The organism is Agromyces albus (genome assembly GCF_004134825.1).
Classification (GTDB): Bacteria; Actinomycetota; Actinomycetes; order Actinomycetales; family Microbacteriaceae; genus Agromyces; species Agromyces albus.
This window is the reverse complement of the sequence record NZ_SDPN01000024.1, coordinates 1-26,983: the sequence shown is the minus strand read 5'-3', so window position 1 is coordinate 26,983 and position 26,983 is coordinate 1. Positions and strand designations below refer to the sequence as shown.

Sequence of the window (26,983 nt, the reverse complement as noted above, 5' to 3'; positions counted from 1 at the left end):
AGACTGCGGCAGTCGAAACGCCCCGACGAAGCGGCCTCCGGCACCATCACAGGTTCCTCTGAGATCGCGACAGGTCTCTTCACGCAACTGGAGTCACACGAGGCATGAAGATCGGTATCCTCACGAGCGGCGGAGACTGCCCCGGGCTGAACGCCGTGATCCGCGGCGCCGTGCTGAAGGGCGTCATCTCGCATGATGCCGAGTTCGTCGGCTTCCGCTGGGGGTGGAAGGGCGTCGTCGAGGGCGACTTCATGCCGATCGAGCGCCACGACGTGCGCGGCCTCTCGAAGCAGGGCGGCACGATCCTCGGCTCGAGCCGTACCAACCCCTTCGAGGGCGAGGGCGGCGGCCCGGAGAACATCCAGCGCATGCTCGACGAGAACGGCATCGACGCGATCATCGCGATCGGCGGCGAGGGCACGCTCACGGCGGCGAGGCGACTCACCGACGCCGGCCTGAAGATCGTCGGGGTTCCGAAGACGATCGACAACGACCTTGCGGCGACCGACTACTCCTTCGGCTTCGACACCGCCGTCGAGATCGCCACCGAGGCGATCGACCGGCTCCGCACGACCGCCGAGTCGCACGGGCGATGCCTCGTCGTCGAGGTCATGGGCCGGCACGTCGGCTGGATCGCGCTGCACTCCGGCATGGCCGGCGGCGCGCACGCCATCCTCATCCCCGAGCAGCCGAAGACCATCGAGCAGATCTGCGAGTGGGTCGAGTCGGTGCGCGACCGTGGCCGGGCGCCGCTCGTCGTCGTGGCCGAGGGCTTCCACCTCGAGGACATGGAGGGTGCGCACTCGCACAAGGGCCTCGACGCGTTCAATCGCCCGCGGCTCGGCGGCATCGCCGAGCGGCTCGCGCCAATGATCGAGGAGCGCACCGGCATCGAGTCGCGTGACACCGTGCTGGGCCACATCCAGCGCGGCGGCGCCCCGAGCGCCTACGACCGGGTGCTCGCGACGCGACTCGGCATGCACGCGGTCGACGCGGTCTACGAGAACGCGTGGGGTTCGATGGTGACCCTGCGCGGCACCGACATCAAGACCGTCTCGATCGCCGAGGCCGTCGGCAGCCTCAATCGCGTGCCGCAGGCCCGCTACGACGAGGCGAAGATCCTCTTCGGCTGACGGATGCCGCTTCCACAGGTCTGCGTCTGTTACCTCCTGCGCGAGCGGGACGGCACCACCGAGGTGCTCCTCGGCCGCAAGAAGCACGGCCTCGGCGAGGGCTACTACGTCGGCCTCGGCGGCAAGCTCGAGCCCGGCGAGTCCGCGGTCGAGGCCGCGGTGCGCGAGGTGGCCGAGGAGTCCGGCGTCATCGTCGCGGCTGCAGACCTCGAGCCGCGGGGACTGCTCAGCTATCGCTTCCCGCACCGCGAGGCGTGGAGCCAGGAGTCGAACGTGTTCGTGTGCCGTCGCTGGATCGGCGAGCCTGCGCCATCCGACGAGCTCGATCCCGAGTGGTTCGAGATCGCGGAGATTCCGCTCGACGAGATGTGGGACGACGCACGGTTCTGGCTGCCCGGCGTGCTCGCGGGCGGGGCCGTGCGGCGATCCTTCACGTTCGGAGCGGATCTCGCCTCCGTCGTCGATCCGGTGGCGTGAGTCGCGGGCACGCCGCCCCCGGGATCGGGGGGATAGCCCCATGTCACCGTGCTCGCGGCATCCGTAGCGTGGAATCACACCCCACGAACAGGAGAGATCGACATGACCACCGTCACCCCCACCGACCAGCAGGCGCCGTTCGCCGAGCAGAACCCCTATGCCGCCCCTGGGGCGGAGACGCGTGGGTTCAGCATCTCGAGCCTCGTGCTCGGCCTCGTCTCGATCGTAGCGAGCTACACCTTCGTCGTGCCCGCCATCGGCCTCGTGCTCGGCATCCTGGCGCTCAAGCGCGAGCCCGCGTCGCGCACCATGGCGATCTGGGGCATCGTGCTGAACGCCGTCATGCTCGGCGGCGCCGTGCTCGTCGGCCTCGCTGCAGCCGCCTTCGGCCTCGCGATGCTGCCGTTCGCCTTCATCGGCTGATCGGCACCGCGCCTGAACGGGCCGCGTCCCCAGGCTTCGGGGCGCGGCCCGTTTCGCATGCGTGTGCCCGTCTGCGCGGCATCGTTCACGCGAAGAAGCCGCGCAGCAGCGCCTCGGTGCCCTCGAGGTGCTCGGCCATCGCGCTCGCTGCCTCGTCGGGACTTCCCCGGAGGATGGCGCCGACGATCGCGCGGTGCTGGTCGTCGGAGTGCGCGATGTTCGGCGCGAGCAGGGGAATTCCGTCGAGCAGCTCGTTGATCCGCATGCGCACGTCGGCGACGAGCGGGATGACGCTCGGCGCGCCGAGCACCTCGGCGATGAGCAGGTGCAGCCGCGAGTCGGCCATGCGGTACTGGGCGGAGGTCGCGACCCGGCACTCCTCGTAGGCCTGCCACAGCCGCTCGCGGTCGGTGGCGGTGAGCTCGCTCTCGGCCGCGCGACGAGCCGCGCCGACCTCGATCACGGCGCGCAACGCGAGGGTGTCCTCGAGCCGGATCGCACGCGTCGCCGGGTCTCCGCCGGCACCAGGCGCTGAAGGCGACGTGGAGGGGAGCTCGTCGGAGACGAATGTGCCGCCGTAGCGACCGCGACGGGAGACGATCCAGCCCGCTTCGCCGAGCGAGGCGATCGCCTCGCGAAGCGTGTCGCGGCTCACTTCGAGCATTCCTGCGAGCTCGCGTTCGGGCGGCAGCTGCTCGCCCGGGCCGATGAGTCCGAGCCGGATCGACTGGAGCAGTCGCTGCACGGTCTCCTCGAAGGCGTTCGCCGGACGGGCCGGGGTGAGCAGGAGTCCCGGCCTCAACACGTCGGCAACGACCTCGGGCGGCGCCGGCGGTGCCGTCGGCGGCGTGGGCGCAGGTTCGCCCGCGGCCGGATCGACGCCAGCGTCGTCGCCCCGCTCCCGAATGGCCATGACTCGAGCCTAGAGCGGAGTGACGTAGGCCGAGCTGATGCCGCCGTCGACGAGGAAGGTCGAGCCGGTGATGAACGAGGCGTCGTCGCTCGCGAGGAACGCGACCGCGGCCGCAAGCTCCTCGGGCTCGGCGAAGCGGCCGACCGGCACGTGCACGAGCCGGCGCTGCGCGCGTTCGGGATCGCTCGCGAAGAGCTCCTGCAACAGGGGCGTGTTCACGGGGCCGGGGCACAGGGCGTTCACGCGAATGCCCTGTCGCGCGAACTGCACGCCGAGCTCGCGGCTCATCGCGAGCACGCCGCCCTTCGACGCCGTGTACGAGATCTGCGAGGTCGCGGAGCCGAGCACCGCGACGAACGACGCCGTGTTGATGATCGATCCGCGCCCCTGCGCGACCATGTGCCGCAGGGCGGCTCGCGAGCAGAGGTAGACCGACTTCAGGTTGACGTCCTGCACCTTCTGCCACGCCGGCAGCTCGGTCGTCTCGATCGAGTCGTCGTCGGGCGGCGAGATCCCGGCGTTGTTGAACGCGATGTCAACCGAGCCGTATGTCTCGGCGGCGCGGTCGAAGAGCATGTTCACCTGCGCCTCGTCGGTCACGTCGACCTGCACGAAGAGGCCGCCCACGAGCTCGGCGGCGGCGGGGCCTGCCGTGGCATCCATGTCGCCGATGACCACCGTGGCGCCCTCGGCGGCGAGCCGCTTCGCGGTCGCGAGGCCGATGCCCGACGCGCCGCCGGTGATGACGGCGACGCGGCCGGCGAGCCGCTGGGTGAGATCGATGCGCGGGATGGCGGTCATGGTGCTCCTCGGGGGTCGACGGCGATGAAGACGTTCTTGGTCTCGGTGAAGGCCAGCGGGGCGTCGGGCCCGAGCTCACGGCCGAGGCCGGATTGCTTGAAGCCGCCGAACGGCGTCGAGTAGCGCACTGAGGAGTGCGAGTTCACCGAGAGGTTGCCCGACTCCACGCCTCGGGCCACGCGGATGCCGCGGCTGAGGTCCCGCGTCCAGATCGAGCCCGAGAGGCCGTAGTCGCCCGCGTTCGCGAATGCCACCGCGTCGGCCTCGTCGTCGAACGGGAAGACCGAGACGACCGGTCCGAAGATCTCCTCGCGGGCCGCCCGAGAGTCGCGAGCGGGGGTCAGCACCGTCGGCGGGAACCAGTAGCCGGGACCGGAGGGCGCGCTGCCACGGAACGCGACGTCGGCGTCGTCGGGCACGAACGACCGCACCTTGTCGAGATGTGCGCCGGCGACGAGGGGGCCCATCTCGGTGCCCTCGTCGGCGGGATCGCCGACCGCGACACCGGCGACGGCGGGCTCGAGCAGCTCCATGAACCGCTCGTAGACGCTGCGCTCGACGAGGATGCGGCTGCGGGCGCAGCAGTCCTGCCCGGCGTTCTCGAACACGCCGTAGGGCGCAGTGGCCGCCGCGCGCTCGAGGTCGGCGTCGGCGAAGACGATGTTCGCGCTCTTGCCGCCGAGTTCGAGGGTGACCCGCTTCACCTGGGCGGCGCACCCGGCCATGATGTGCTTGCCGACCTCGGTCGAGCCCGTGAAGACGATCTTGCGCACCGTCTCGTTCGTGACGAGGCGCTCGCCGACCACCGATCCCTTGCCCGCGATGACCTGGAAGAGCCCGTCGGGCAGGCCTGCCTCGAGCCCGAGCTCGGCGAGCCGCAGGCTCGAGAGCGGGGTCCACTCCGCGGGCTTCAGTACGGCGGCGTTGCCCGCCGCGAGTGCCGGAGCGAAGCCCCACGCGGCGATCGTCATCGGGAAGTTCCACGGCGTGATCACGCCGACGACGCCGAGCGGCTCCTGGAACGTCACGTCGAGGCCGCCGGCGACGGGGATCTGCCGGCCGAAGAGCCGCTCGGGCGCGGCGGAGTAGTACTCGAGCACGTCGCGCACGTGCCGTGCCTCCCACCGGGCCTGGCCGACGGGATGGCCCGAGTTGCGCACCTCGATGCGCGCGAGTTCCTCGACCGCGCCGTCGACAGCGTCGGCGAAGCGGCGGAGCAGTCGCGCACGATCGGCCGGAGCGACGAGCGCCCAGGCGCGTTGCGCCTGCGCGGCGCGGGCGATCGCGGCATCCGTCTCCTCGATCGTCGCGGAGGCGACCGTGGTGACCACGGTCTCATCGGCTGGGTTCACGATCGTGTGGCTCACGACTGGCTCCTCGGGTGTGCTCGGGTCTCTCGGTGCGTGCGCGCGGCGTCGACGAGGCCAGCGAAGAGGCGTCGGTCGGCGGCGTTCTCCTCGGGATGCCACTGCACCCCGATGCCGAACGGCACCGAGTCGAGCTCGACGGCCTCGACGACGCCGTCGGCGGTGCGCGCCGTCACCGTGAGACCCGGCGCGACCTCGTCGAGGGCCTGGTGGTGGTACACGTGCACGGGCAGCGGCGCGTCGCCCTGGCCGAGCAGCGCGCCGAGCCGGGAACCCGGCTCGATCGAGACCTCCTGCTCGCCGAACACCGCGGGTGCCGGCTGGTACGCCTCGGTGCCGAGGACATCGGGCAGGTGCTGCACGAGCGTGCCGCCGAGTGCGACGTTCATCAGCTGCACGCCGCGGCAGATGCCGAGGAACGGCAGTTCGAGCTCGACGGCGGCCGTGAGCAGCGCGTCCTCCCAGTCGTCGCGATCGGTGCGCGGGGCGCCGGTGCGCTCGTGCGGCGACTGCCCGTAGCGCGACGGGTCGACGTCGGCGCCGCCCGAGACGATGAGGCCGTCGAGCGCGCCGAGCACGCCGCGCGTGATGGCGGGCGAGACCGGCTGGGGTGGCAGCAGCACCGCGACGCCGCCGGCATCGGTGACGGCGTCGATGTAGACCTTCGGCAGGAACGAGGCGCGCACGTCCCAGACGCCCGTCTTCGATTGCTCGAGGTAGGTGGTCACGCCGATGAGCGGCGCGGTTGGCTCAGAGTCGTTCGAAGCCACGCACCCGCTCCCAATCCGTGACGGCCGCGTCGTAGGCGGCGAGCTCGATGCGCGCGTTGTTGAGGTAGTGCTCGACGACCTCGCCACCGAAGGCCTCCCTCGCGATCGCGGAACCGGCGAACAGCTCTGCCGACTCCCGGAGCGTGGCCGGAACCCGCGCGATGTCGCTCTCGTAGGCGTTGCCGGCGAAGAGTTCGTCGAGCTCGAGCTCCTCGTCGATGCCGTGCAGGCCCGCTGCGATGAGCGCTGCGACCGCGAGATATTGGTTGACGTCGCCGCCCGGAACCCGGTTCTCGACGCGCATGCCGAGACCGTGTCCCACGACGCGGAGCGCGCACGTGCGATTGTCGAGTCCCCACGCGATCGCGGTCGGTGCGAAGCTGCCCGCGACGAAGCGCTTGTAGGAGTTGATGTTCGGCGCCGAGAAGAGCGTGAGCTCGCGCATCGCCGCGAGCTGGCCGGCGAGGAAGTGGGTGAAGAGCTTCGACATGCCGTGCGGGGCATCCGGGTCGCTGAAGACCGCCTCGCCGTTCTCGCCGCGCAAGGAGATGTGGATGTGGCAGCTGTTGCCCTCGCGCTCGTTGAACTTCGCCATGAAGGTGAGCGACTTGCCGTGCTTGTCGGCGATCTCCTTCGCGCCGTTCTTGTAGATCGAGTGGTTGTCGCACGTGCCGAGCGCGTCGGTGTAGCGGAACGCGATCTCCTGCTGGCCGAGGTTGCACTCGCCCTTCACGCCCTCGCAGTACATGCCGGCGCCGTCCATGGAGTTGCGGATGTCTCGCAGCAGCGGCTCCATGCGCGTCGAGGCGAGCAGCGCGTAGTCGATGTTGTAGTCGCTCGCGGGGGTGAGGCCCTGGTAGCCCTTGCGCCATGCGTCGCGGAACGAGTCGTCGAAGACGATGAACTCGAGCTCGGTGCCCACGAACGCCGTGAGGCCGCGTTCGGCGAGCCGCTCGAGCTGGCGCTGCAGGATGCGCCGCGGCGAGGGTTCGACGGGCGTGCCGTCGAGCCAGAGCAGGTCGGCCGTGACGAGGGCGGTCGCCTCGAGCCACGGGGCCGCGCGGAGTGTCGTGAAGTCGGGGATGAGGGCCATGTCGCCGTAGCCGCGCTCCCAGCTCGACATCGCGTACCCGTCGACCGTGTTCATCTCGACGTCGACGGCGAGCAGGTAGTTGCAGGCCTCCACGCCGTGCGCCGCGGCATCCTCGAGGAAGAGCCTCGCCGACACGCGCTTGCCGATCAGGCGGCCCTGCATGTCGGTGAAGGCCACGATGACCGTGTCGACCTCGCCCTCGGCGATGGCGCTGCGCAATTGGTCGAGCGAGAGGTACCCGGTCGGTGCCGTCATCCGCAACTCCTCAGAACGTGGTCGAAAGGTCGGTAACGCCGACCATTACATCACAGCCGGCACGGGCCGGATAGGCGCACACTCGCCTGTTCCGACGAACGGTCTGGGGACAAGCCTTGAGAAAGGTCTGTACGAGCGACCATTGCGCGCCCTATAGTCGGGCCCAACGCATCGCACCCGCGCCGCCCCCACGGCTGCGCGATGAGCACGAGGGAGCCGTCATGGCCAAGGACACCCTGAACGTCTCGGGAGTGAAGTACACGACCGCCGAGTCCGGATACTTCGACAAACGCAAGCTCACCCGAACCGCGGGCGTCTGGGGCCTCTGGGGCCTCGCGGTCGCCGCGGTCATCTCCGGCGACTTCTCGGGCTGGAACTTCGGCATCGACTTCGCGGGCTTCGGCGGAATGCTGATCGCCTTCGCGATCCTCGTCGTCATGTACTACGGACTCATCTTCTCGATCGGGGAGATGGCGTCGGCGATGCCGCACACGGGCGGCGCCTACTCGTTCTCGCGCGCCGCGATGGGCCCATGGGGCGGATTCGTGACGGGACTCGCCGAGACGATCGAGTACGTGGCCACGACGGCCGTCATCGTCTACTTCTCCGCCGCCTACGCCGACAGCATCACCTCCGAGCTGCTCGGGTTCTCGATGCCCGCGTGGGTGTGGTGGGTCATCCTCTACCTCCTCTTCATCGGGCTCAACACCGCCGGGGCGAGCATCTCGTTCAAGTTCGCGATCGTCGTGTCGATCATCTCGATCGGGATCCTCCTCGTGTTCTCGGTCATGGCGGCCACGTCGGGCCTGTTCTCCTGGGACAACCTCTTCGACATCGCGCCCGACGCCGGTCAGAGCGCATTCCTGCCGCACGGCGTGTTCCCGATCCTCTTCGCCCTGCCGTTCGCGATGTGGTTCTTCCTCGGTATCGAGGAACTGCCGCTCGCGGCCGAGGAGTCGCACGACCCGGTGCGCGACATCCCGCGCGCCGGACTGTGGGCTCGAGGCACGCTCATCGTGACGGGCCTGCTCGTGCTGTTCCTCAACACGGGCGTCGTCGGCGCCGAGGCGACCGGGGTCGCCGGCGAACCGCTGCTCGACGGCTTCCGCGCGATCGTGGGCGACGGCGCGGCGGCGGTCCTGGCGCTCTTCGCCCTCATCGGGCTGCTCGCGTCGCTGCAGGGCATCATGTTCGCGTACGGACGCAACATGTACTCGCTCTCGCGGGCGGGCTACTATCCGAAGTTCCTCTCGCTCACGGGCACGCGGCAGACGCCGTGGGTCGCGCTCGTCGCGGGCGGCGTCATCGGGTTCGTGGCACTCGTCATCGTCGACGCCGCCGGTGGATCGACGGGAGTGGCCGGCGCGATCGTGCTGAACATCGCGGTCTGGGGCGCGGTGCTCGCGTACCTCATGCAGATGGTCGCCTTCGTCATCCTGCGGCGCAGGTTCCCGAACGCGAAGCGCCCATTCCTCAGTCCGTGGGGCGTGCCGGGTGCCGTGGTCGCGGGAGCGATCGCAGCGCTCATCTTCGTGGGCACACTCATCAATCCGGCGTTCCTCCCGGCGATCATCGCGATCCTCGTGGTGTACGTCGTGATGCTCGCGATCTTCGCGCTCTGGGGCCGACACCGCCTCATCCTCTCGCCCGAAGAGGAGTACGCGGTCTCGGGCGGCCTGCATGGCGACCCGCAGGCCGAGGGCTACGGCGGGGCGGTCGAGAGCGAGCTGCTCGCCTCCGACGGCGTCGACGAGCCCGACGGCGTCGACGAGCCCGACGTGGTCGACGAGCCCGACCGGGTCTGAGCCGACTCGAGCGGGCGGCGGGGCGCGGGGGCGCCTCGCCGTCCGTTCTGCGTCAGATCGCGACGTCGCCGCAGAGGTGCACTTCGAGCCCGAGCTCGGCGAAGAGTGCCGCCTTCGCGAGCAGCGCGCGATCGGCGGCCGCGGCATCCGGCGCATACGCCACCTGCACGTGATTGGCCTTGTGCCTGGCCATGAGCTGGTCGCGGTTCACGCCGTGCAGTACCGCGTGCATGATCGGCCACTGCGGGTCGGTCGCGTCGAGGCGGCGCTGCGTCTCGGCCTCGGGCAGCTCACGCACCGAGCCGCGTCCGAGGTCGACGTGCAGGCGGCCGTCCATCACGAAGACGCGCGACCACACGATCTCGCCCGGCTTCGAGACGCCCGAGAGGGTGCCGCCGCCGAGCGGGAAGAACATCGGCGGCTGGCGCATGCTGTACGACTTGTCGTAGCCGCCGTTGTGGCTCGCGGGCACTGATCCCGAGATCTCGAACACCCACACGAACTCGCCGTCGTACTCCTCGCCCCAGCGCACGTCGTGCAGGGTCGTGGCGGGGTCGAATCCCATGGCGTTCCAGATGCGGTTCGTGATGAGCGCGTCAACCGCGACGCCCTCGTCGACCTCGTTGAAGTGGGGGAGTGCGGCGCCGGGGTAGAGCTCCCGCTCGCCGCCGCGCGAGCGCACGGGCGGCCGCTCGACGTTGTTGAGCAGGCCCTCGGCGAGATCGGATGCCGGCACCATGTCCTTCAGGCCCTGCTGGTACTGGATCCCGACGGCGTCGAGGCCGAAGTCGTCGGAGATGCGTACGGCGGCGATGTACATCTTCAGCTGGCTCTGCACCTGGGCGCGAGTGAGCTCGGTCGCGTCATCCGTGCCGAAATGGAACGTGAGCGCTGCATTCTCGAGCCACGCCATCGCCTCGTCGGCCTCGGCGTCGCTCACGCGCGCCATCTCGGCGAGGAGCGCGCTCTGCGAGAGGCGTTCCTTGTAGATGCCGAGCGGATTCAGGAGCTCGTCGTCGATGATCGCGTTGTACATGCCCATGCAGCCCTCGTCGAAGACGCCGATGATGGCCTTCTCGGCGCGGAGCTCGTCGGCGAGCGCACGCCCGAGCGCGACCTCGGGTGCGGCGTCGTCGAGCGCGGGAAGACTTCGCACGTGACTCAGGTCGTGCTCGATGCGCCCGGTCTCGAGCCATTCGCCGAGCTTCTCGACCGCCCAGTCGTCGGTGAAGTCCGCGCTCCAGAGGGCGGAATGCTCGACCCCTGCCTTCGTGAGGCTCGCGGTGAGGTTCAGGAGCCCCACAAGGCCGGGGAAGTCGCCCGCCCAGTTCGCGACGACGAGGATCGGGCCGCGGTGTGTTCGAAGGCCCGCGAGCACGTGATGGCTGTACTGCCAGACGGCTTCGACGACGACGAGCGGCGCGTCGGGCGGCAGCGTCTTGAAGACCTCGATGCCGGCGCGCTGGCTGTCGATGAAGCCGTGGCCGGTGAGCTCGTCGACGCCGTGACCGCGCTCGACCGACCAGCCGAGTCGTTCGACCGCCGCGGCGAAGTCGGCTTCGAGGTGCTCCTGCGTCGGCCAGCACTTCGTGTTGGCACTCAGCCTGAGGTCGCCGGATGCCACGGTGTAGACGGTGTCGGGCGCTGCGGTGCGCGGCTGGCGCCTGGCCGGAAGGGTGTACTCCATCATGGTTCTCTTCCTACTCGTTCTCCGTCGTGGTCATGGTTCATCCTGCGCGGCGTCATCGCACGTGCGCGAGGGCGTTCTCCGGGTTGGTCGACACCTCGTTGCGCAGCACGACCGTGCGCGGCGGCCGGTCGTCGCCGTTGATGCGGTCGAGCAGCATCGTCGCCGCGGTCCTGCCCATGGCGCGCGCGGGCACGTGCACCACGGTCATGCCCGCGGGAGCGAGCGCGGCGAAGGGCAGGTCGCCGAACGCGGCGAAGCCGAACGTCTCGGGCGAGCTCCCGGTGTCGTAGAGCACTTGAAGGGCGCCGACGCTCATGAGGTTGTTCGCGACGAAGACGGCGTCGGGTGGCTCGGGCAGCGCCAGGAGTCGCTGCATCGCCGCGCGCCCGCCGTCGACGCGGTAGTTCGCGTGCTCGAGGAGTGCCTCGTCCGGCGTGAGGCCGGCCGAGCGCAACCCGTCGCGCCATCCGTCGGCACGGTGCTGCGCAGTCTCGACGTCGCTCGGGCCGGTGATGCAACCGATCCTCTTGAAGCCGTGGGTGACGAGGGCGCTCGTGGCCGCCATGCCGCCGGCACGGTTGTCGACCATGACGGCATCGATGTCGAGTCCGTGGGGGCCGCGGTCGACGGCGACGACGGGTCGGGAGCGGGAGAGCAGCGGATGCAGGTCGCTGGCGTCGCTCGCCGCCGCGATGATGATGCCGGCCATGTTCTCGAGCACGGCGATGTCGATGTACTGCGCCTCCTTCGCGACGTCCTCGTCGGAGTTGCAGAGCACGACGGAGAAGCCGGCCGAGCGTGCCGCGTCTTCGACGCCCCGGGCGAGCGAGGTGAAGAACGGGTTCTCGATGTCGGGGATGATGAGCGCGATGATCTCGCTGTGCCGGCGCCGGAGCGTGCGCGCCGTGCGGTTCGGCGTGTAGGCGAGCTGGGCCGCGGCCGCGCGCACGAGACCGGCCTTCTCCTCCGACACGTTGTTGCTGTTGAAGACGCGCGAGACCGTCGCGGGTGACACCCCGGCGAGCTTCGCGACCTCGTAGATGGTGGCCACAACCCCTCCAATCGGACGGGGACGCCCGTCTGTCGAACGCCTCGGGCGTGACCCCTACAGTGAACACTAGTTGCCTGAAATCGATTCCAAAAGTGGGCCAAGACGATGTCGTCGAAAGTGCGAGCCCAGACCGTTGCATAGGGGGCAGAAGAGCGAGAAACCGATTGCGCGATATGAGCGCGCTCCGGCATCCGTGGCACGAATCGTGCGCCGTTCGCGAGTGTTCCGCACGAAGGGTGCGGACGCCGATCGAAAGCGGCGTACCCCTGCGCGATAGGCTCGATGTCAGAAGTGACCGAGCGCAATGAAGCGCAACGAGAGGCAATGGAGCCCTGTGTCGACACCGACCGCACACCCGTCCACCCCGGAGAACGTCGATGCCCTGGAGGCGAGCATGCACCTTCCCGATCGAGACGTGCCGACGCGAACCGAGACCGATTCGCTCGGGAGCGTCGAGGTGCCGGCCGACGCCTATTGGGGAGTGCACACGATGCGCGCCCTCGAGAACTTCCCGATTACGAAGCGGCCCATCTCCGTCTATCCCGAGCTCGTCGTCGCGCTCGCGTCGGTGAAGCAGGCCGCCGCCCGCGCGAACCGCGAGGTCGGCGTGCTCACGGCGCAGAAAGCCGCCTGGATCGACGAGGCGTGCCAGCGCATCATCGACGGCGAGCACCACGACCAGTTCGTCGTCGGGGTGATTCAGGGCGGCGCCGGCACGTCGACCAACATGAACGCGAACGAGGTCATCGTGAACCTCGCCCTCGAGATCGCGGGATACCCGAAGGGGCGCTACGACATCCTGCACCCCATCGACGACGTGAACCGCAGCCAGTCCACGAACGACACGTACCCCACGGCGGTCAAGCTGGCCATGACCTTCTCGCTCACGACGATGCTCACGGAACTCGACCAGCTGCGGATCGCATTCGGGCGCAAGGGCCGCGAGTTCCACGACATCCTGAAGGTGGGCCGCACGCAGCTGCAGGATGCCGTGCCGATGACGCTCGGCCAGGAATTCCATGGGTTCGCGACGACGCTCGGCGAGGACATCGAGCGTCTCCGCGAGACGATCAAGCTGCTGCTGGAGGTGAACCTCGGCGCGACCGCCATCGGCACCGGCATCACCGCCGACCCGGGCTACGCCGAAGCGGTCGTCCGCCACCTCCGCGCGATCACCGGGCTCCACCTCGAGCCCGCGCCCGACCTCATCGAGGCCACCAGTGACACCGGCGTGTTCATGACGTTCTCGAGCGCGCTCAAGCGAAGTGCGATCAAGCTCTCGAAGATCTGCAACGACCTGCGACTGCTCTCGTCGGGCCCGCAGGCGGGCTTCGGCGAGATCAACCTTCCTCCGAGGCAGGCGGGGTCGAGCATCATGCCCGGAAAGGTGAACCCGGTCATCCCCGAGGCGGTCAGTCAGGTCGCCTATGCCGTCGCGGGGGCGGATGTCACGGTCACCATGGCGGCCGAGAGCGGCCAGCTGCAGCTCAACGCGTTCGAGCCCGTCATCGCGCACTCGCTGCTGCAGTCGATCACCTGGATGCGCCAGGCCTGCTGGACGCTTCGCGTCAATTGTGTCGACGGCATCACGGCGAACGTCGAGCGCCTCGACGCGATGGTGGCCTCGAGCGTGGGCGTCATCACCGCACTCATCCCGTTCATCGGCTACTCGGCGGCGTCGTCGATCGCCAAGGAGGCGCTGCGATCGGGCCGGCCGGTCGCCGATCTCGTCGTCGAATCCGGACTCATGACGCGCCCCGACGTCGAACGGCAGCTCGCGCCGTCGCGGCTCTCGGGCATGCACACGATCACGCAGGCGATCCCCGTGGTGGACGTGCAGGGCGAGCCGTCGGAGTAGCTGACCGGCGGGTCGTGGCATCGCGCGCCACCCGCCCGGCTACACCACGCGGCAGTGGGTGGTCAGCGAGCCGATGCCGCCGATGGAGACGGTGACCGTCGCGCCGTCGTGGAGGAAGACCTGCGGGTTGCGAGAATAGCCGGCGCCGCCGGGGCTGCCCGTGGAGATCAGCGTGCCGGGCGGAATGGTCGCCGAGCGCGAGAGGTACGCGATGATGTCGGCGACGCTGCGCACCATCTCGCTCGTCGAGGCGTCTTGCAGGATCCGGCCGTCGACGTTCGTGGTGAGCCAGAGGTCTTGCGGGTCGGCGATCTCGTCGGCGGTCACGACGACGGGCCCCGTCGGCGTGAACCCGTCGAACGACTTGCACCGCGACCACTGCGCCTCGCTGAACTGCAGGTCGCGAGCCGTGATGTCGTTCACGACCGTGTAGCCCCACACGTAGTCGAGGGCGTCGTGCACGTGGACGTTGCGGGCCGGCCTGCCCATGATGACGCCGAGCTCCGCCTCGTAGTCGACCTGGGTCGTGAGGTCTTCGGGCCAGGAGGTGGTGGCGCCGTGGCCGCTGAGCGAGTTCGGCCAGAGCGAGAAGATCGTCATGGCGGTTTCGGAGCGGAGCTTCAGTTCCGAGGCATGCGCGGCGTAGTTCGCTCCGATCGCGATGACCTGCGCGGGCCGAAGGACCGCCGATGAGTGACGGAGGTCGGCAACCGGCACGAGGCCGGCTTCGACGTCGGCGGCGAGCGCGGCGTCGACGACCTCCCGTACCTCGGCGAGACCATCGTGGCCGCGTTCGATGAGGTCTTGGAGGTCGCGCGGCGGCGTGCTCATGACCTCATCGAGGAAGAGTGCCGCGTCGTTCACCACCACCGCGAGCCGAGGGGTCGTCTGGCCTTCGACTCTGAGGTGTGCGAATCTCACTCGTCTAGGCTATCGGCCGCCCTCGGCGCTCGGTTGTGCGAGACGCACAACGAACGGGCTCCGATGCGCCCTGGCTTCGACAATCGCGGGCGATCCGCGACGATTCAGCGTGCCGCGGGCCGGAGTCGCAGCTCCTGCATGCCTCCGTCGACGGCGAGCGCGATGCCGGTCGTCGAGCCCGCGCCGGGCCCGGCAAGGTACGCGACCGCCTCGGCGACCTCGTCTGCCGAGACCAGGCGGCCGTGCGGCTGCCGCGCCTCGAGCGCCGCTCGTTCGGCGGCTGGATCGGCCGCCGAGGCGAGCAGACGCCCGATCCACGGAGTGTCGGCGGTGCCCGGGTTCACGGCGTTCACCCGAATCCCCTCACGCAGGTGGTCGGCGGCCATGGCACGAGTGAGCGCCGCCACCGCGCCCTTGCTCGCGCTGTAGAGCGCCCGTTCCGGCAGGCCCGCCGTAGCCGCGATCGACGAGGTGTTCACGATCGCCGCGGCGGGCGAACGGCGCAGGTACGGCAGCGCGGCGCGCGCGACGCGCACCATGCCGAGCACGTTGATGTCGAGCACGCGGTGCCACTCGTCGTCGGCGTTCGCCTCGATCGTGCCCTGTGCGCCGATGCCCGCGTTGTTCACGACGATGTCGATGCGGCCGAGCGAGGCCGCGACGTGTTCGATGCCCGCGCGCACGCTCGCGTCGTCGGCGACGTCGACCGCGACGGCGAGGTCGGCGTGCTCAGCATCGTCGGGGCGCAGGTCGAAGACGGCGACGCGGGCGCCGCCGTCGCGCAGGCGCCGCGCGATCGCCGCGCCGATGCCCGACGCCCCGCCCGTGACGACGGCGACGAGGCCGGAGAATTCGGTTCCCATGGTGGTCCCTTCAGATGGATGAGGATGCCGGCCGGTTCAGGCTGCGACGTAGCGCTGGCGTTGGCGGCCGAGGCCCTCGATCTCGAGCTCGACGACATCGTCGACGGCGAGATAGGGGAATCGTCCTGAGAGCGCGACGCCCTCGGGCGTCCCGGTGAGCACGAGGTCGCCGGGCTCGAGTGCCAGGAACTGGCTGAGCTGCCAGACGATCGTGTCGATTCCGAATATGAGGTCGCTCGTGCGCGAGTCCTGTCGCGGTTCTCCGTTCACGAAGCTCTGGAGTCGCACGTCGGATGCGTCGACCTCATCGCCCGTGACGAGCCAAGGGCCTGTGGGGCAGAATCCGGGGGCGCTCTTCCCCTTGCTCCACTGCCCGCCCGACTGCGTGAGCTGCCAGTCGCGCTCGGAGAGATCGTTCGCGATGACGTACCCGGCGATGTGCGCTGCAGCCTCGGCGCGAGCGGCGAGGTAGCTCGCCCGCCGGCCGATGACGACGCCGAGTTCGACCTCCCAATCGGTCTTCTCGCTCCCGCGGGGGATCGGCACGTCGTCGAACGGACCGACGACGGTGTTGGGCGACTTCATGAACATCACGAGCTGCTCGGGCGGTGCCGACCCCGATTCCGCAGCGTGCGCCGCATAGTTCATGCCGATGCAGTACACAGCCGATGGGCGCGTGATCGGGGCGCCGATGCGCAGGGAGGCGGCATCCGCGAGTTCGGGGAGGGCGCCTGCGGCGAGTGCCGAGCGAGTGCGCTCGATGCCGCCGCCGGAGAGGAAGGGGCCGTCGAGGTCGAGCGTGATCGGGCGCAGGTCGAGCGCGCGATCGCCATCGAACACGACGGGGATCTCGGTGCCGACGGGTCCGAGCCGGGCGAATCTCATACTGGTCCTCTCCATTGGGGCCGCCGCACGAACATCGGAAGTCTCGACGCAGTGCGGGTGATTGTCAGGGGTATTCTGTCACATTTCCCGCTGGTTGACATTTAGACATCGGATGTTTATGCTCGGGTTCGCCACGAAAGGACGCCATGAGCACAATCGTCAGCGTTGACACCCGGGACATCCGCTTCCCCACTTCCCTCGAGCTCGACGGCTCCGATGCGATGAACCCCGATCCCGACTACTCGGCGGCGTACGTCACCATTCGAACGGATGCCGCAGACGGGCACTCCGGTCACGCGTTCGTGTTCACGATCGGCCGGGGCAACGACGTGCAGGTCGCCGCCATCGAGGCGTTGCGCGAACACGTGCGCGGGCTCGACGTCGAAGCCGCCCTCGCCGACATGGGCGCGACCTGGCGCCTGCTCACCCACGACTCGCAATTGCGCTGGCTCGGCCCCGAGAAGGGCGTCATGCACATGGCGATCGGCGCGGTCGTCAACGCGCTCTGGGACCTGAAGGCGAAGCGCGCGGGGCTGCCGCTGTGGCAGCTGCTCGCGAGCCTCACGCCCGAAGAGCTCGTGAGCCTCGTCGACTTCCGCTACCTCAGCGACGCGATCACGCCCGATGAGGCGCTCGAGCTGTTCCGCGCCGCCGAGCCCGGGCGCGCCGATCGCACGGCCGAACTCCTCGCGACGGGGTATCCGGCGTATACGACCACGCCCGGCTGGCTCGGGTACTCCGACGAGAAGCTCGACCGGCTCTGCCGCGAGGCCGTGGCCGACGGCTTCCCGCAGATCAAGCTCAAGGTCGGCGCGAATCTCGCCGACGACGTGCGCCGGCTCGGCATCGCCCGCGCCGCCGTCGGTCCGGACTACCCGATCGCGATCGACGCCAACCAGCGCTGGGACGTGGGCCCGGCGATCGAGTGGATCAACGCCCTCGCCGAGTTCGACCCCGCCTGGGTCGAGGAGCCGACGAGCCCCGACGACGTCCTCGGACACGCCGCGATCGCCCGTGGCATCGCCCCGATCAGGGTCGCGACCGGCGAGCACGTGCAGAACCGCATCGTCTTCAAGCAATTGCTGCAAGCGGGCGGCATGGACGTCATGCAGATCGACGCCACTCGCGTCGGCGGCGTCAACGAGAACATCGCCAACCTGCTGCTCGCCGCGAAGTTCGGCGTGCCGGTGTGCCCGCACGCGGGCGGCGTCGGCCTCTGCGAAGCCGTGCAGCACCTGTCGATGTTCGACTACGTCGCGCTCTCAGGCACGATGGAGGGCCGCATGATCGAGTTCGTCGACCACCTCCACGAGCACTTCGTCACGCCCGTCGTGATCGAGCGAGGCCGTTACGTCACGCCGACCGCCCCTGGCGCAGGCACCGAGATGCTCGCAGCATCCGTCGACGACTACACCTGGCGCGGTCGTCATCGCGCGGTGCCCGTATGAACGCGGGCGTGGTGATCGCCGAGCGCCTCGGTCCGCTCGGCTACGGCGCCGCGTCGATCGGCAACCTCTACCGCGAAGTGGCCGATGAGCAGTCGGATGCCGCGCTCGAAGCGGCGTGGCACGGCGGCATCCGGTACTTCGACACCGCGCCCCACTACGGCCTCGGCCTCTCCGAGCGCCGCCTCGGCACCTTCCTCCGCTCGCGCCCCCGTGAGGAGTACGTGATCTCCACGAAGGTCGGCCGCGTGCTCGACCCGAATCCCGACTTCAACGGCGGCGACGACCTCGCGTTCGACTTCGCCGTGCCGAACACCACGATGCGCCGCTTCGACCCGAGCGAGTCGGGCGTTCGCCGCAGCATCGACGAGTCGCTCGAGCGACTCGGCCTCGACCGCATCGACATCGCCTACCTCCACGACCCCGACGTCTACGACCTCGATCGCGGCATCGCCGAGGGGCTGCCGGCGCTCGCGAGGCTCCGCGACGAGGGCGTGGTCGGCGCCATCGGCATCGGCACCAACGACGCGGATGCCGCGGCGCGGGCCGTGCGCGAGGGCGACCTCGACCTCGTGATGGTCGCCGGCCGCTACACGCTCCTCGAGCAGCCCGCGCTCGACGAGCTCCTCCCGCTCTGCGAGCAGCGCGGGGTCGGCGTGGTCGTCGCCGCGGTGTTCAATTCGGGGCTCCTCGCCACCGACACCCCCGACGAGAATGCGCGCTACAACTACGGCCCGGTTCCCGACGAGGTGCTGGGCCATGCCCGCCGGCTCGCCGACGCGTGCCGGGCCGCCGGCGTCTCGCTGCCCGAGGCCGCCATGCAGTATCCGCTGCAGCACCCCGCGGTGCACTCGGTCGTCGCCGGTTCCGCGCGAGCGGCCGACATCCGCCAGAACATCGCACGCGTGCACGCGCCCCTCCCAGCCGGCTTCTGGGACGGCTTGAGGTCTGCGGGGCTGGTCCCGTGAGCGGGGCGACGCGCACGATCGACGCGCACGTGCACCTGTGGAACCGTGCCGTCGGCCGCCACGAGTGGATTCCCCGCGGCGGCCCGCTCGATCGCGACTTCAGCGCCGCTGAGGTGCGCCTCGAACTCGACTTCGCCGGCATCGACGCGGCCATCCTCGTGCAAGCCGAGGACTCGCTCGCCGACACGTGGTTCCTGCTCGGGGTGGCCCGCGACCACGACTGGATCGCCGGAGTCGTCGGATGGATTCCGCTCGACCACCCCGAAGCGGCGCGCGCGGCGCTCGACGCCCTGGTGGGGGAGCCGGCCCTCCGCGGCATCCGTCACCTCGTGCACGATGACCCCCGTGACGACTTCCTCGACCTCCCCGAGGTTCGGGCATCGCTGCGCGAGGTGGCGTCGCGAGGGCTCGCATTCGACGTTCCCGATGCGTGGCCACGGCATCTCGATGCCGCCGCGCGAGTCGCCCGGGCCATCCCCGAGCTGACCGTCGTGATCGACCATCTCGCCAAGCCGCCGGTGGGCGGGCCCGACTTCGACGCGTGGCGTCGGGCATTGGGGCAGGTGGCGGCCGTTCCCAACACGATCGCCAAGTTCTCCGGGCTGCACCTTCCCGGTGCGCCGTTCGGCCTTGAGACCGTACGCCCGCTGTGGGAGACCGCGCTCGATGCCTTCGGTCCCGACCGTCTGATGTACGGCGGTGATTGGCCGATGTCCGTGCCCGACGGCGGGTACCAGGCGACGTGGGAGGTGATGCGCGAATGTCTGTCTGAACTGGGCGAAACCGAGCGCTCTGCCGTGCTCGGCGGCACGGCGGAGTCGGTCTATCGCTCGCAAATAGTCCGACCTCTGTGGCCGCAAAGACACGAAACAGACTCAATTGTCGCTGACTATCCCCTAAACATCCGATGAGTAGTACACTCACAATTGCCCGACAGCTTGATTGATCCACGGCTTGACGAAATCGATTTCATATCTTTGACTGGTCGTATCTGAATCTCAATGAAGAGAGGCACACACGTGTTGAGTGGAATCCACCCGATCCTCCACGGCGAGCTGCTCGCCGCGCTCGATCGGCTCGGCCACGGCGATGAACTCGTCGTCGCCGACGCGAACTTCCCGGCGCACCGGGTCGGCGAGGTCGTCGTCGAAACGCCGGCACTCGCGGCCGCCGAGGTCGTCGCGGCCATCCGCACGGTCGTGCCGCTCGACGGGTACGAAGGCGCGTCCGTGCTGCTGATGGAGGCAGAGGGCGGCGAGGTCCTGCCGGTGCAGCACGAGCTCGTGACCGCTGCGGATGCCGCCCCCGACCGCGTCGACGAGCTCGAGCGCTTCGAGTTCTACGAACGGGCCATCGGCGCACAGCTCGTCGTGCGCACGGGGGAGTTGCGGCCGTATGGCAACCTCATCCTCCGTAAGGGCGTCGTGAATGCCTACGAGTCCCGAGGAGCGGCGCGATGACCCCGGAAACCACCACGACGACGGCGCTCCTCGACCTCTCGGGCGTCAGCAAGGGCTTCCCCGGAGTGCAGGCCCTCGACGACGTGCGACTCGAGCTGCGGCACGGCGAGGTGCTCGCTCTCGTCGGCGAGAACGGCGCGGGCAAGTCGACCCTCATGAAGCTGCTCGCGGGCATCTACACGCCCGACGCAGGCACGTTCCGCCTGAACGGCGAGGAATTCTCGATCGAAGGCCCCCGCCATGCGCAGGAGCTCGGCATCGCGATCATCCACCAGGAGTTCAACCTCATGCCCGACCTCACGGTCGCGCAGAACATCTTCATCGGGCGTGAGCCACGCTCGGGTGGCGTGTTCCTCGACGACCGGGCACTCAACCGCAGCGCGCAGGAGCTGTTCGACCGGCTCGGGCTCACGATCGATCCGACCGAGCGCGTCGAGCACCTCACGGTGGCGCGCCAGCAGATGGTGGAGATCGCCAAGGCCCTCTCGTTCAACGCGAAGGTGCTCATCATGGATGAGCCGACGGCGGCCCTGAACGACGCCGAGGTCGAAGTGCTCTTCGAGCTCATCCAGCGATTCCGTACGCCCGACACCGGCGTGATCTACATCTCGCACCGTATGGACGAGCTCGCCCGCATCTCGGATCGCATCACCGTGCTCCGCGACGGCCGCTACATCGACACCCTCGAGACGGCGACCTCGACCGTCGGCGAGGTCATCTCCCTCATGGTCGGCCGCACGATCACGGGCGAGCAGCGCCCGGGGCAGGTGCAGCGCTCGCCCGACGTGGTCCTCAGCGTCGCGGGGCTCTCCACGAAGAAGCTGCTGAAGAACGTCGGATTCGAGCTGCACCGCGGCGAGATCCTCGGATTCGCGGGACTCATGGGCGCCGGCCGCACCGAGCTCGCGCGGGCCATCGTCGGCGCCGACCCCATCGAGTCCGGACGCATCACGGTCGACGGTCGCGAAGTGCAGATCGGCAATCCGGCCGATGCGGCCCGGCTCGGCATCGGCTATCTCTCCGAGGACCGCAAGCGACTGGGCGTCGTGCTCGAACAGGATGTCGCCACGAACATCGTGCTGAGCACCCTGCCGGCGTTCACCTCGAAGGCCGGGTTCATGCGAGACGGCGCGATCATCCGCACCGCACGCGAATTCATCGGCCGGCTCCGCATCAAGACGCCCTCGGCGAATCAGCTCGTGAAGAACCTCTCGGGCGGCAACCAGCAGAAGGTCGTCATCGCCAAGTGGCTCGCGAAGGACTGCGACATCCTCATCTTCGACGAGCCCACTCGCGGCATCGACGTCGGCGCGAAAGACGAGATCTACGCGCTCCTCGAGGAGCTCGCGCGACAGGGCAAATCGATCATCATGATCTCCTCCGAGCTTCCCGAGGTGCTTCGGATGAGCCACCGTATCGCGGTCATGTGCGAAGGCCGGCTCAACGCGGTGCTCGACAACGCCGAGGCGACGCAGGAGATCGTCATGGACTACGCAACGCGCTTCAGCGCTGAAGGAACGGTGAGTTGAATTGACGACGACGGCCCCACAACAACCAGCAACCAAGGATGCTGCGACGAGCGCCGTGCGCGCTCGGCTCCGCGGCCAGATCCAGCAGCTCCTCGCCTTCGCGAGCCTCATCGCGATCGTCGTGTTCTTCTCGATCGCCAATGACCGATTCCTCACGTGGGCGAACGTGACCGGCATCCTGCTCGCGGCGACCGTGGTCGGCCTGCTGGCCCTCGGCACGACGTTCGTCATCATCACCGGCGGCATCGACCTGTCGATCGGCACCGGCATGACGCTCTCCGCGGTGATGACGGGCGTGTTCCTCACCTACCTGGGCATGCCGCTGTGGCTCGGCGTCATCCTCGCGATCCTGTTCGGCGGACTGCTCGGCTTGATCAACGGCGTCAACGTCGCGGTGCTCAAGATCCCGCCGTTCATCGCGACACTCGCGATGATGCTCGTCGCCGCTGGGCTCTCGCTCGTCATCTCGGGCACGGCGCCGATCTACTTCAAGGAGACGCCCGATTTCGTGCGGCTCGCGACGGGGTCGCTCATCCCCGGCATCCGGTTCCCGAACGGCGTGCTCATCTTCATCATCGTCGCGATCGTCGCGGGCGTGATCCTGAAGAAGACGCTCCTCGGGCGCTACACGTTCTCGATCGGATCGAATGAGGAGGCCACCGAGCTCTCAGGCGTGAACGTGACGAAGTGGAAGATCGCGATCTACACCTTCGCGGGCCTGTTCACCGGACTCGCCGGCGTGCTGCTCGCCTCCCGGCTGTCGTCGGCCCAGCCTGCACTCGGCATGGGCTACGAGCTCGAGGCGATCGCCGCGGTCGTGATCGGCGGCACCTCGTTGCAGGGCGGCAAGGGCTCGATCGTCGGCACCGTCATCGGCGCGCTCATCATGGCGGTGCTCACGAACGGCCTGCGCATCATGTCGATCCCGCAGGAGTGGCAGTCGGTCGCGGTCGGCGCCGTCATCCTCATCGCCGTCTACCTCGACATCCTCCGGCGGAAGAACGCCTAGACGTCCGGCCCTCGCGGGCCGGAACGATTGCACCAACACACAACAAAGGAGTTCGATCATGCGAAAGCGTTCATTCGGCGTCGCGGCGGGGCTCGTCGCCGCTGCGCTCGTTCTCAGCGGCTGCGCGGGTGGCGGCGACGGCGGCGACGGTGCCGGCGGCGGCGATGGCGACAAGCCGTACATCGCCCTCGTCTCGAAGGGCTTCCAGCATCAGTTCTGGCAGGCCGTCAAGGAAGGCGCCGAGCAGGCTGCCGAGGAGTTCGACGTCGAGATCACCTTCGAGGGCCCTGACACCGAGGCCGACGTCGACCAGCAGTTGCAGCAGCTCCAGACGGCACTCGACAAGGGTCCCGACGCGATCGGCTTCGCCGCGCTCGACAGCCAGGCGGCCGGTCCCTACCTGCAGCAGGCACAGGATGCCGGCATCCCCGTCATCGCGTTCGACTCGGGTGTGGACAGCGACATCCCCGTGACGACCGCCGCGACCGACAACAAGGCCGCCGCGGCAGAGGCTGCCAAGCACATGGTCGAGCTCGTCGGAGGCACAGGCAAGATCGCGCTCGTCGTGCACGACCAGACCTCGGTCACGGGCGTCGATCGTCGTGACGGTTTCGTCGAGTACATCGAGGAGAACGCACCCGACATCGAGATCGTCGACATCCAGTACGGCGGCGGCGACCAGCTGAAGTCCACCGACCTCGCCAAGGCGATCCTGCAGGCCAACCCCGACCTGAAGGGCATCTACGGCTCCAACGAGGGTTCGGCGATCGGCGTCGTCAATGCCGTCACCGAGCTCGGCCTCGAGGGCCAGCTCACCGTCATCGGCTTCGACTCGGGCCAGGCGCAGATCGATGCGATCACCAGCGGCCTGATGGCCGGCGCGATCACGCAGAACCCGGTCGGCATCGGCTACGAGACCGTGAAGGCGGCCGTCGAGGCGCTCGACGGCAAGGAACTGCCGAAGAGCATCGACACGGGCTTCTTCTGGTACGACGAGACCAACATCGAAGACCCAGAGATCCAGGCCGTGCTCTACGAGTAGGACCGGATGTCGCGGAGGGGGTGACGGCTGGGGCCGGCACCCCCTCCGTCATGCCGTACCCTCCGCGCGGAGGCTCAGAGCGCGGAGCGGAGCCACTGCTCCACACCGCTCACGTGGGCGACCGTGAGCGCGGAGGCGAGTTCGCCGTCGCCCGTGGTGATCGCCTCGAGGATGGCGTGGTGCTCTGCGAGGGTGCGACCGACCGCGTCTTCCTGCGTGATGCCGCGCCAGATGCGTGCTCGCACGGTGTGGCTCGAGAGGGAGTCGATGAGACCCGCGAGGTAACTGTTGCCGGTGGCATCCGCGATGCCGCGGTGGAACTCGAGGTCGTGGGCGACGAGGCCTTCGACGTCGGTCGCGTGGTCGACGCTCTCGATGACCTCGCGCAGGCGAGCGAGGTCGTCTTCGTCGGCGTTGCGAGCGGCCAGGGCGGATGCCGCGGGCTCGAGGATGCGACGCACGGCGAAGATCTCGAGCACTGACTGGTCGTCGTGCAGGTCGACGACGAATGACATGGCCTCGAGCAGCAGACGAGGCTCGAGGCTCGTGACATAGGTGCCGTCGCCGCGCCGCACATCGAGCACGCGGATGACCTCGAGCGCCTTGACGGCTTCGCGGAGCGACGAGCGGGACAGGCCGAGGCGCTCGCTCAGCTCCTTCTCGGGAGGGAGCCGGTCGCCGGGAGCGAGCTCGCCGGCGAGGATCATCTCTTTGATGCGCAGGATCGCTTCGTCGGTGACCGCCATGCGGGCATAGTACCTCGCATCGGGCCAGACATCAGATCTCTGCGCCGGCGGCGCGCCAGAGATGCATGCTCGCGTAGCTGCGCCACGGGGCCCAGCGCGCGCCGATCGCCTCGAGAGCGGATGGTGTCGACGGGAGCCCGAGCCGGCCGGCGCCGTTGCGCAGCGCGAGGTCGCCTGTGAGCAGCACGTCGGGCGCTCGAGTGACCCGCATCGCGAGGTAGCCGGCCGTCCATGAACCGATGCCCGGCACGGCCAGGAGGTCGGCCTGCAATTCGTCGCGCTCGCGCTCGGCCGCCACGACGAGCTCGCCCGAATCGAGCCGGCGGGCGACGTCGAGAATCGTGCGCACGCGCGCGGCCGGCCCGCGGAGCACTTCGGCACCGCCTTCGGCGATCGCCGCCGCCGTCGGGAAGAGCACGCCCGCTGCGGTCGAGGCGACGCGCTCGCCGAGCTCGGCGGCCACTCGCGAGAGGGTGGTGCGGGCGGACTTCACCGAGACCTGCTGCCCGATAAGGGCACGGAAGACCAACTCGTGCGGGTCGAGGCATCCGGGCACGCGCATGCCGGGAGTCGCGGCGACCGATGCGGCGAGCGCCGGGTCTGCCGCGAGGGCGGCGTCGATCGCGACCGCATCGGCATCGAGGTCGAACAAGCGGCGCACTCGCGCGACGAGCGGCGGCAGGTCGGCGAGGCTCGAGAGCCTGGCCTCGACGTCGATCGAGGGCGCGGCGTCGCCACCGGTCGCGGCGAAAACAACGAGCGCAGGCCCGCCGGGCAGGCGCAGCGTGCGCTCGAACCGATCGGGGCTCGCCACCTCGACGCCGTCGACGGCGCGAGCGGCGAGCCACTCGAAGACGCCCGCGGCGTCGAACGGCGGCCGCGCGGGCAGGCGCAGGTGCACGACTCCCGCCTCGGTGTCGAGCAGCCCGGTGTCGAGCTGCTGCCGCGCGGAGCCGCGGTCGCGCTCGCGCTGGCGCACGCGCGCTGCGAGTCGCAGCTCGAGCGGACTGCGCTCGTAGACGGCTCGAATCGTGTCGTTGAACTGGCGAATGCTGCCGAAGCCCGAGGCGAACGCGACATCCGCGGCGGGCAATGCCGTGGAGGTGAGCAGGGCTCGAGCGGTCTGCGCGCGGTGTGCGCGCGCGAGGGCCAGCGGGCCGGCGCCGAGCTCTGCGGTGAGCACGCGGGTGAGGTGACGGCTCGTGTAGCTGAGCCGGGCGGCCAGGCCCGGCACGCCCTCGCGCTCGACGACGCCGTCGGCGATGAGGCGCATCGCCCGGGCGGCGAGGTCGTCGCGCAGGTCCCACTGGGGGGAGCCGGGGACCGCGTCGGGCAGGCAGCGCTTGCACGCCCGCAGGCCTGCTTCGTGGGCGGCCGCCGCCGTGAGGTAGAAGCTCACGTTCGTGGCCTTCGGCAAGACCGCCGGGCAACTCGGCCGGCAGTAGATGCCGGTCGAGTGCACGCCCGTGATGAACTGCCCGTCGAAGCGCGCGTCGCGTGCCTGCATCGCCCGATACCGCTCGGCGAACACGGGGTCGGCGAGCGGGTCGACGCGCCTGCGGCCCGCCCGTGTGGCGCTCGAGGGCGCTTCAGGCGAGGGCCGCTCGGGTGCGCTGATCGTCGAGGTCATGATCCCAGCCTCGCACGACCTGACGACATCGACCGGCGGAAATCGGACATCGGCGCCGCCGCTAGTGTGGAGGGATGCCGCATGCCGTCATCTCCCTGCTGCACGACGCCCTCGGGGCATCCGTCTCCACCGACGCCGCAGCGCTCGAGGCGACGCGCGAGGATCGCTCCGGTTGGCGCAGCGCCACCCCGCCCATCGCCGTCGTGCACGCGGCATCCGTCTCCGAGGTGCAGGCCGTGATGCGCATCGCGCACTCGACCGGAACGCCCGTCGTGCCGCGCGGCGCCGGCACTGGCCTCGCGGGCGGCGCGATCTCGAGCCCCGGTGCGATCGTGCTCGACCTGTCGCGCATGAACCGCATCCTCGAGGTCTCCCAGGCCGACGAGCTCGCCGTCGTCGAGCCGGGTGTGCTCAACGGCGACCTCAACGACGTGCTCGCCCCGCTCGGCCTCTGGTTCGCGCCAGATCCTGCGAGCCGCGCGATCTCCTCGATCGGCGGCAACATCGCCACGAACGCCGGCGGGCTGCTGTGCGCCAAGTACGGCGTCACCCGCGAGGCGGTGCTCGGCCTCGCCGTGGTGCTCGCCGACGGGCGGTTGCTTCGCACGGGCCACCGCACGGTCAAGGGCGTCACGGGCTACGATCTCACGGCCCTGTTCACGGGGTCGGAGGGCACGCTCGGCGTCATCGTCGAGGCCACCGTGCGACTTCGGCCGCTCATCGACGGCGACGTCGTCACGGTCGCCGCGGCGTTCCCCGACGTCGAGGCCGCGGCGCGCGCCTCGGCCGGCGTCACGGCCGCGCGCATCAGGCCGGCCGTGCTCGAGCTCATCGACGCGGCGGGCCTCG

At 69.5% G+C, this 26,983-nt stretch carries 25 protein-coding genes; 13 read left to right on the top strand and 12 right to left on the bottom strand.

From position 1 onward, the window contains the following. Window positions 1-104: 104 nt before the first annotated feature. The 3 genes from ESP51_RS12960 to ESP51_RS12950 all read left to right on the top strand — a co-directional run bounded on the left by ESP51_RS12960 (window position 105) and on the right by ESP51_RS12950 (window position 2,033). The gene (locus tag ESP51_RS12960; RefSeq protein WP_129521315.1) at window positions 105-1,133 is read left to right on the top strand and encodes a 6-phosphofructokinase; all 1,029 of its coding nucleotides are present in this window, start codon (window positions 105-107) and stop codon (window positions 1,131-1,133) included. A 3-nt stretch (window positions 1,134-1,136) separates the two neighbouring features. Further along, entirely contained in the window at window positions 1,137-1,610 is a 474-nt protein-coding gene (locus tag ESP51_RS12955; RefSeq protein WP_129521314.1) for an 8-oxo-dGTP diphosphatase, read from the top strand. 102 nt (window positions 1,611-1,712) lie between these two features. Beyond that, a complete protein-coding gene (locus ESP51_RS12950; RefSeq protein WP_241843151.1) occupies window positions 1,713-2,033 on the top strand; it encodes a hypothetical protein in 321 nt (106 codons plus the stop codon). An 85-nt stretch (window positions 2,034-2,118) separates the two neighbouring features. Here the strand turns inward: ESP51_RS12950 and ESP51_RS12945 are convergent, their stop codons facing one another. The 5 genes from ESP51_RS12945 to ESP51_RS21080 are packed head-to-tail and all read right to left on the bottom strand — an operon-like array spanning window position 2,119 to window position 7,232. Then, window positions 2,119-2,946, bottom strand: a complete 828-nt coding sequence (locus ESP51_RS12945) for a FadR/GntR family transcriptional regulator (RefSeq protein ID WP_129521313.1) — start codon at window positions 2,944-2,946, stop codon at window positions 2,119-2,121. A gap of 9 nt (window positions 2,947-2,955) precedes the next feature. Further along, window positions 2,956-3,747: a 3-oxoacyl-ACP reductase gene (locus tag ESP51_RS12940; RefSeq protein WP_164990512.1), complete on the bottom strand. Its 792-nt coding sequence runs from the start codon at window positions 3,745-3,747 to the stop codon at window positions 2,956-2,958. Continuing rightward, window positions 3,744-5,114 (bottom strand): aldehyde dehydrogenase family protein, encoded by a 1,371-nt coding sequence (locus ESP51_RS12935; protein ID WP_129521312.1) that lies wholly within the window; start codon window positions 5,112-5,114, stop codon window positions 3,744-3,746. The genes ESP51_RS12940 and ESP51_RS12935 overlap by 4 nt, the downstream gene beginning before the upstream one ends. Next, a complete protein-coding gene (locus ESP51_RS21085) occupies window positions 5,111-5,884 on the bottom strand; it encodes a gamma-glutamyl-gamma-aminobutyrate hydrolase family protein (protein ID WP_164990511.1) in 774 nt (257 codons plus the stop codon). The genes ESP51_RS12935 and ESP51_RS21085 overlap by 4 nt, the downstream gene beginning before the upstream one ends. Beyond that, a complete protein-coding gene (locus tag ESP51_RS21080) occupies window positions 5,865-7,232 on the bottom strand; it encodes a glutamine synthetase family protein (protein WP_164990510.1) in 1,368 nt (455 codons plus the stop codon). The genes ESP51_RS21085 and ESP51_RS21080 overlap by 20 nt, the downstream gene beginning before the upstream one ends. 221 nt (window positions 7,233-7,453) lie before the next feature. Between ESP51_RS21080 and ESP51_RS12925 the strand changes: the two genes are divergently transcribed. After that, window positions 7,454-9,037: an amino acid permease gene (locus tag ESP51_RS12925; RefSeq protein ID WP_129521311.1), complete on the top strand. Its 1,584-nt coding sequence runs from the start codon at window positions 7,454-7,456 to the stop codon at window positions 9,035-9,037. A gap of 52 nt (window positions 9,038-9,089) precedes the next feature. Here the strand turns inward: ESP51_RS12925 and ESP51_RS12920 are convergent, their stop codons facing one another. Together ESP51_RS12920 and ESP51_RS12915 are read right to left on the bottom strand one after the other, a co-directional pair. Then, complete coding sequence (locus ESP51_RS12920; protein ID WP_129521310.1) at window positions 9,090-10,727, bottom strand: fucose isomerase; 1,638 nt, start codon at window positions 10,725-10,727, stop codon at window positions 9,090-9,092. 52 nt (window positions 10,728-10,779) lie between these two features. Then, entirely contained in the window at window positions 10,780-11,778 is a 999-nt protein-coding gene (locus ESP51_RS12915; RefSeq protein ID WP_129521309.1) for a LacI family DNA-binding transcriptional regulator, read from the bottom strand. 394 nt (window positions 11,779-12,172) lie between these two features. On the opposite strand from ESP51_RS12915, the gene ESP51_RS12910 reads away from it, so the two are divergent. Further along, window positions 12,173-13,636, top strand: coding sequence for an aspartate ammonia-lyase (locus tag ESP51_RS12910; RefSeq protein WP_129521308.1), 1,464 nt, complete (start codon window positions 12,173-12,175; stop codon window positions 13,634-13,636). Window positions 13,637-13,675: 39 nt separating this feature from the next. On the opposite strand, the gene ESP51_RS12905 is transcribed toward ESP51_RS12910, so the two are convergent. From ESP51_RS12905 to ESP51_RS12895, 3 genes are all read right to left on the bottom strand, one after another. After that, entirely contained in the window at window positions 13,676-14,557 is an 882-nt protein-coding gene (locus tag ESP51_RS12905; RefSeq protein ID WP_164990509.1) for a fumarylacetoacetate hydrolase family protein, read from the bottom strand. A 104-nt stretch (window positions 14,558-14,661) separates the two neighbouring features. Further along, window positions 14,662-15,420 (bottom strand): SDR family NAD(P)-dependent oxidoreductase, encoded by a 759-nt coding sequence (locus ESP51_RS12900; protein WP_129521307.1) that lies wholly within the window; start codon window positions 15,418-15,420, stop codon window positions 14,662-14,664. Window positions 15,421-15,456: 36 nt separating this feature from the next. Then, window positions 15,457-16,305, bottom strand: coding sequence for a fumarylacetoacetate hydrolase family protein (locus ESP51_RS12895; protein ID WP_129521306.1), 849 nt, complete (start codon window positions 16,303-16,305; stop codon window positions 15,457-15,459). A 146-nt stretch (window positions 16,306-16,451) separates the two neighbouring features. On the opposite strand from ESP51_RS12895, the gene ESP51_RS12890 reads away from it, so the two are divergent. The 7 genes from ESP51_RS12890 (at window position 16,452) to ESP51_RS12860 (ending at window position 23,758) form a co-directional block, all read left to right on the top strand. Then, window positions 16,452-17,753: an L-fuconate dehydratase gene (locus ESP51_RS12890; protein ID WP_129521305.1), complete on the top strand. Its 1,302-nt coding sequence runs from the start codon at window positions 16,452-16,454 to the stop codon at window positions 17,751-17,753. Next, window positions 17,750-18,718 carry an aldo/keto reductase gene (locus ESP51_RS12885; RefSeq protein ID WP_129521304.1) on the top strand — a complete coding sequence of 323 codons (969 nt, stop codon included), beginning with the start codon at window positions 17,750-17,752 and terminating at the stop codon, window positions 18,716-18,718. The genes ESP51_RS12890 and ESP51_RS12885 overlap by 4 nt, the downstream gene beginning before the upstream one ends. Further along, complete coding sequence (locus ESP51_RS12880; RefSeq protein WP_129521303.1) at window positions 18,715-19,629, top strand: amidohydrolase family protein; 915 nt, start codon at window positions 18,715-18,717, stop codon at window positions 19,627-19,629. The genes ESP51_RS12885 and ESP51_RS12880 overlap by 4 nt, the downstream gene beginning before the upstream one ends. Window positions 19,630-19,737: 108 nt before the next feature. Further along, window positions 19,738-20,178: an RbsD/FucU family protein gene (locus ESP51_RS12875; RefSeq protein ID WP_129521302.1), complete on the top strand. Its 441-nt coding sequence runs from the start codon at window positions 19,738-19,740 to the stop codon at window positions 20,176-20,178. Further along, on the top strand, window positions 20,175-21,707 hold the full coding sequence (locus tag ESP51_RS12870) for a sugar ABC transporter ATP-binding protein (protein WP_129521301.1): 1,533 nt from the start codon (window positions 20,175-20,177) through the stop codon (window positions 21,705-21,707). Before ESP51_RS12875 ends, ESP51_RS12870 begins: the two co-directional genes overlap by 4 nt. Window positions 21,708-21,762: 55 nt before the next feature. Beyond that, window positions 21,763-22,716 carry an ABC transporter permease gene (locus ESP51_RS12865; RefSeq protein WP_241843150.1) on the top strand — a complete coding sequence of 318 codons (954 nt, stop codon included), beginning with the start codon at window positions 21,763-21,765 and terminating at the stop codon, window positions 22,714-22,716. 58 nt (window positions 22,717-22,774) lie between these two features. Beyond that, window positions 22,775-23,758 carry an ABC transporter substrate-binding protein gene (locus ESP51_RS12860; protein ID WP_129521299.1) on the top strand — a complete coding sequence of 328 codons (984 nt, stop codon included), beginning with the start codon at window positions 22,775-22,777 and terminating at the stop codon, window positions 23,756-23,758. 74 nt (window positions 23,759-23,832) lie between these two features. Here the strand turns inward: ESP51_RS12860 and ESP51_RS12855 are convergent, their stop codons facing one another. Together ESP51_RS12855 and ESP51_RS12850 are read right to left on the bottom strand one after the other, a co-directional pair. Then, window positions 23,833-24,504, bottom strand: a complete 672-nt coding sequence (locus ESP51_RS12855; protein ID WP_129521298.1) for a FadR/GntR family transcriptional regulator — start codon at window positions 24,502-24,504, stop codon at window positions 23,833-23,835. A 31-nt stretch (window positions 24,505-24,535) separates the two neighbouring features. Beyond that, window positions 24,536-26,134 carry a DNA-3-methyladenine glycosylase 2 family protein gene (locus ESP51_RS12850; protein ID WP_129521297.1) on the bottom strand — a complete coding sequence of 533 codons (1,599 nt, stop codon included), beginning with the start codon at window positions 26,132-26,134 and terminating at the stop codon, window positions 24,536-24,538. A gap of 74 nt (window positions 26,135-26,208) precedes the next feature. Between ESP51_RS12850 and ESP51_RS12845 the strand changes: the two genes are divergently transcribed. Next, window positions 26,209-26,983: FAD-binding oxidoreductase (locus ESP51_RS12845; protein WP_129521296.1), on the top strand; the 775-nt coding region annotated here is incomplete at its 3' end.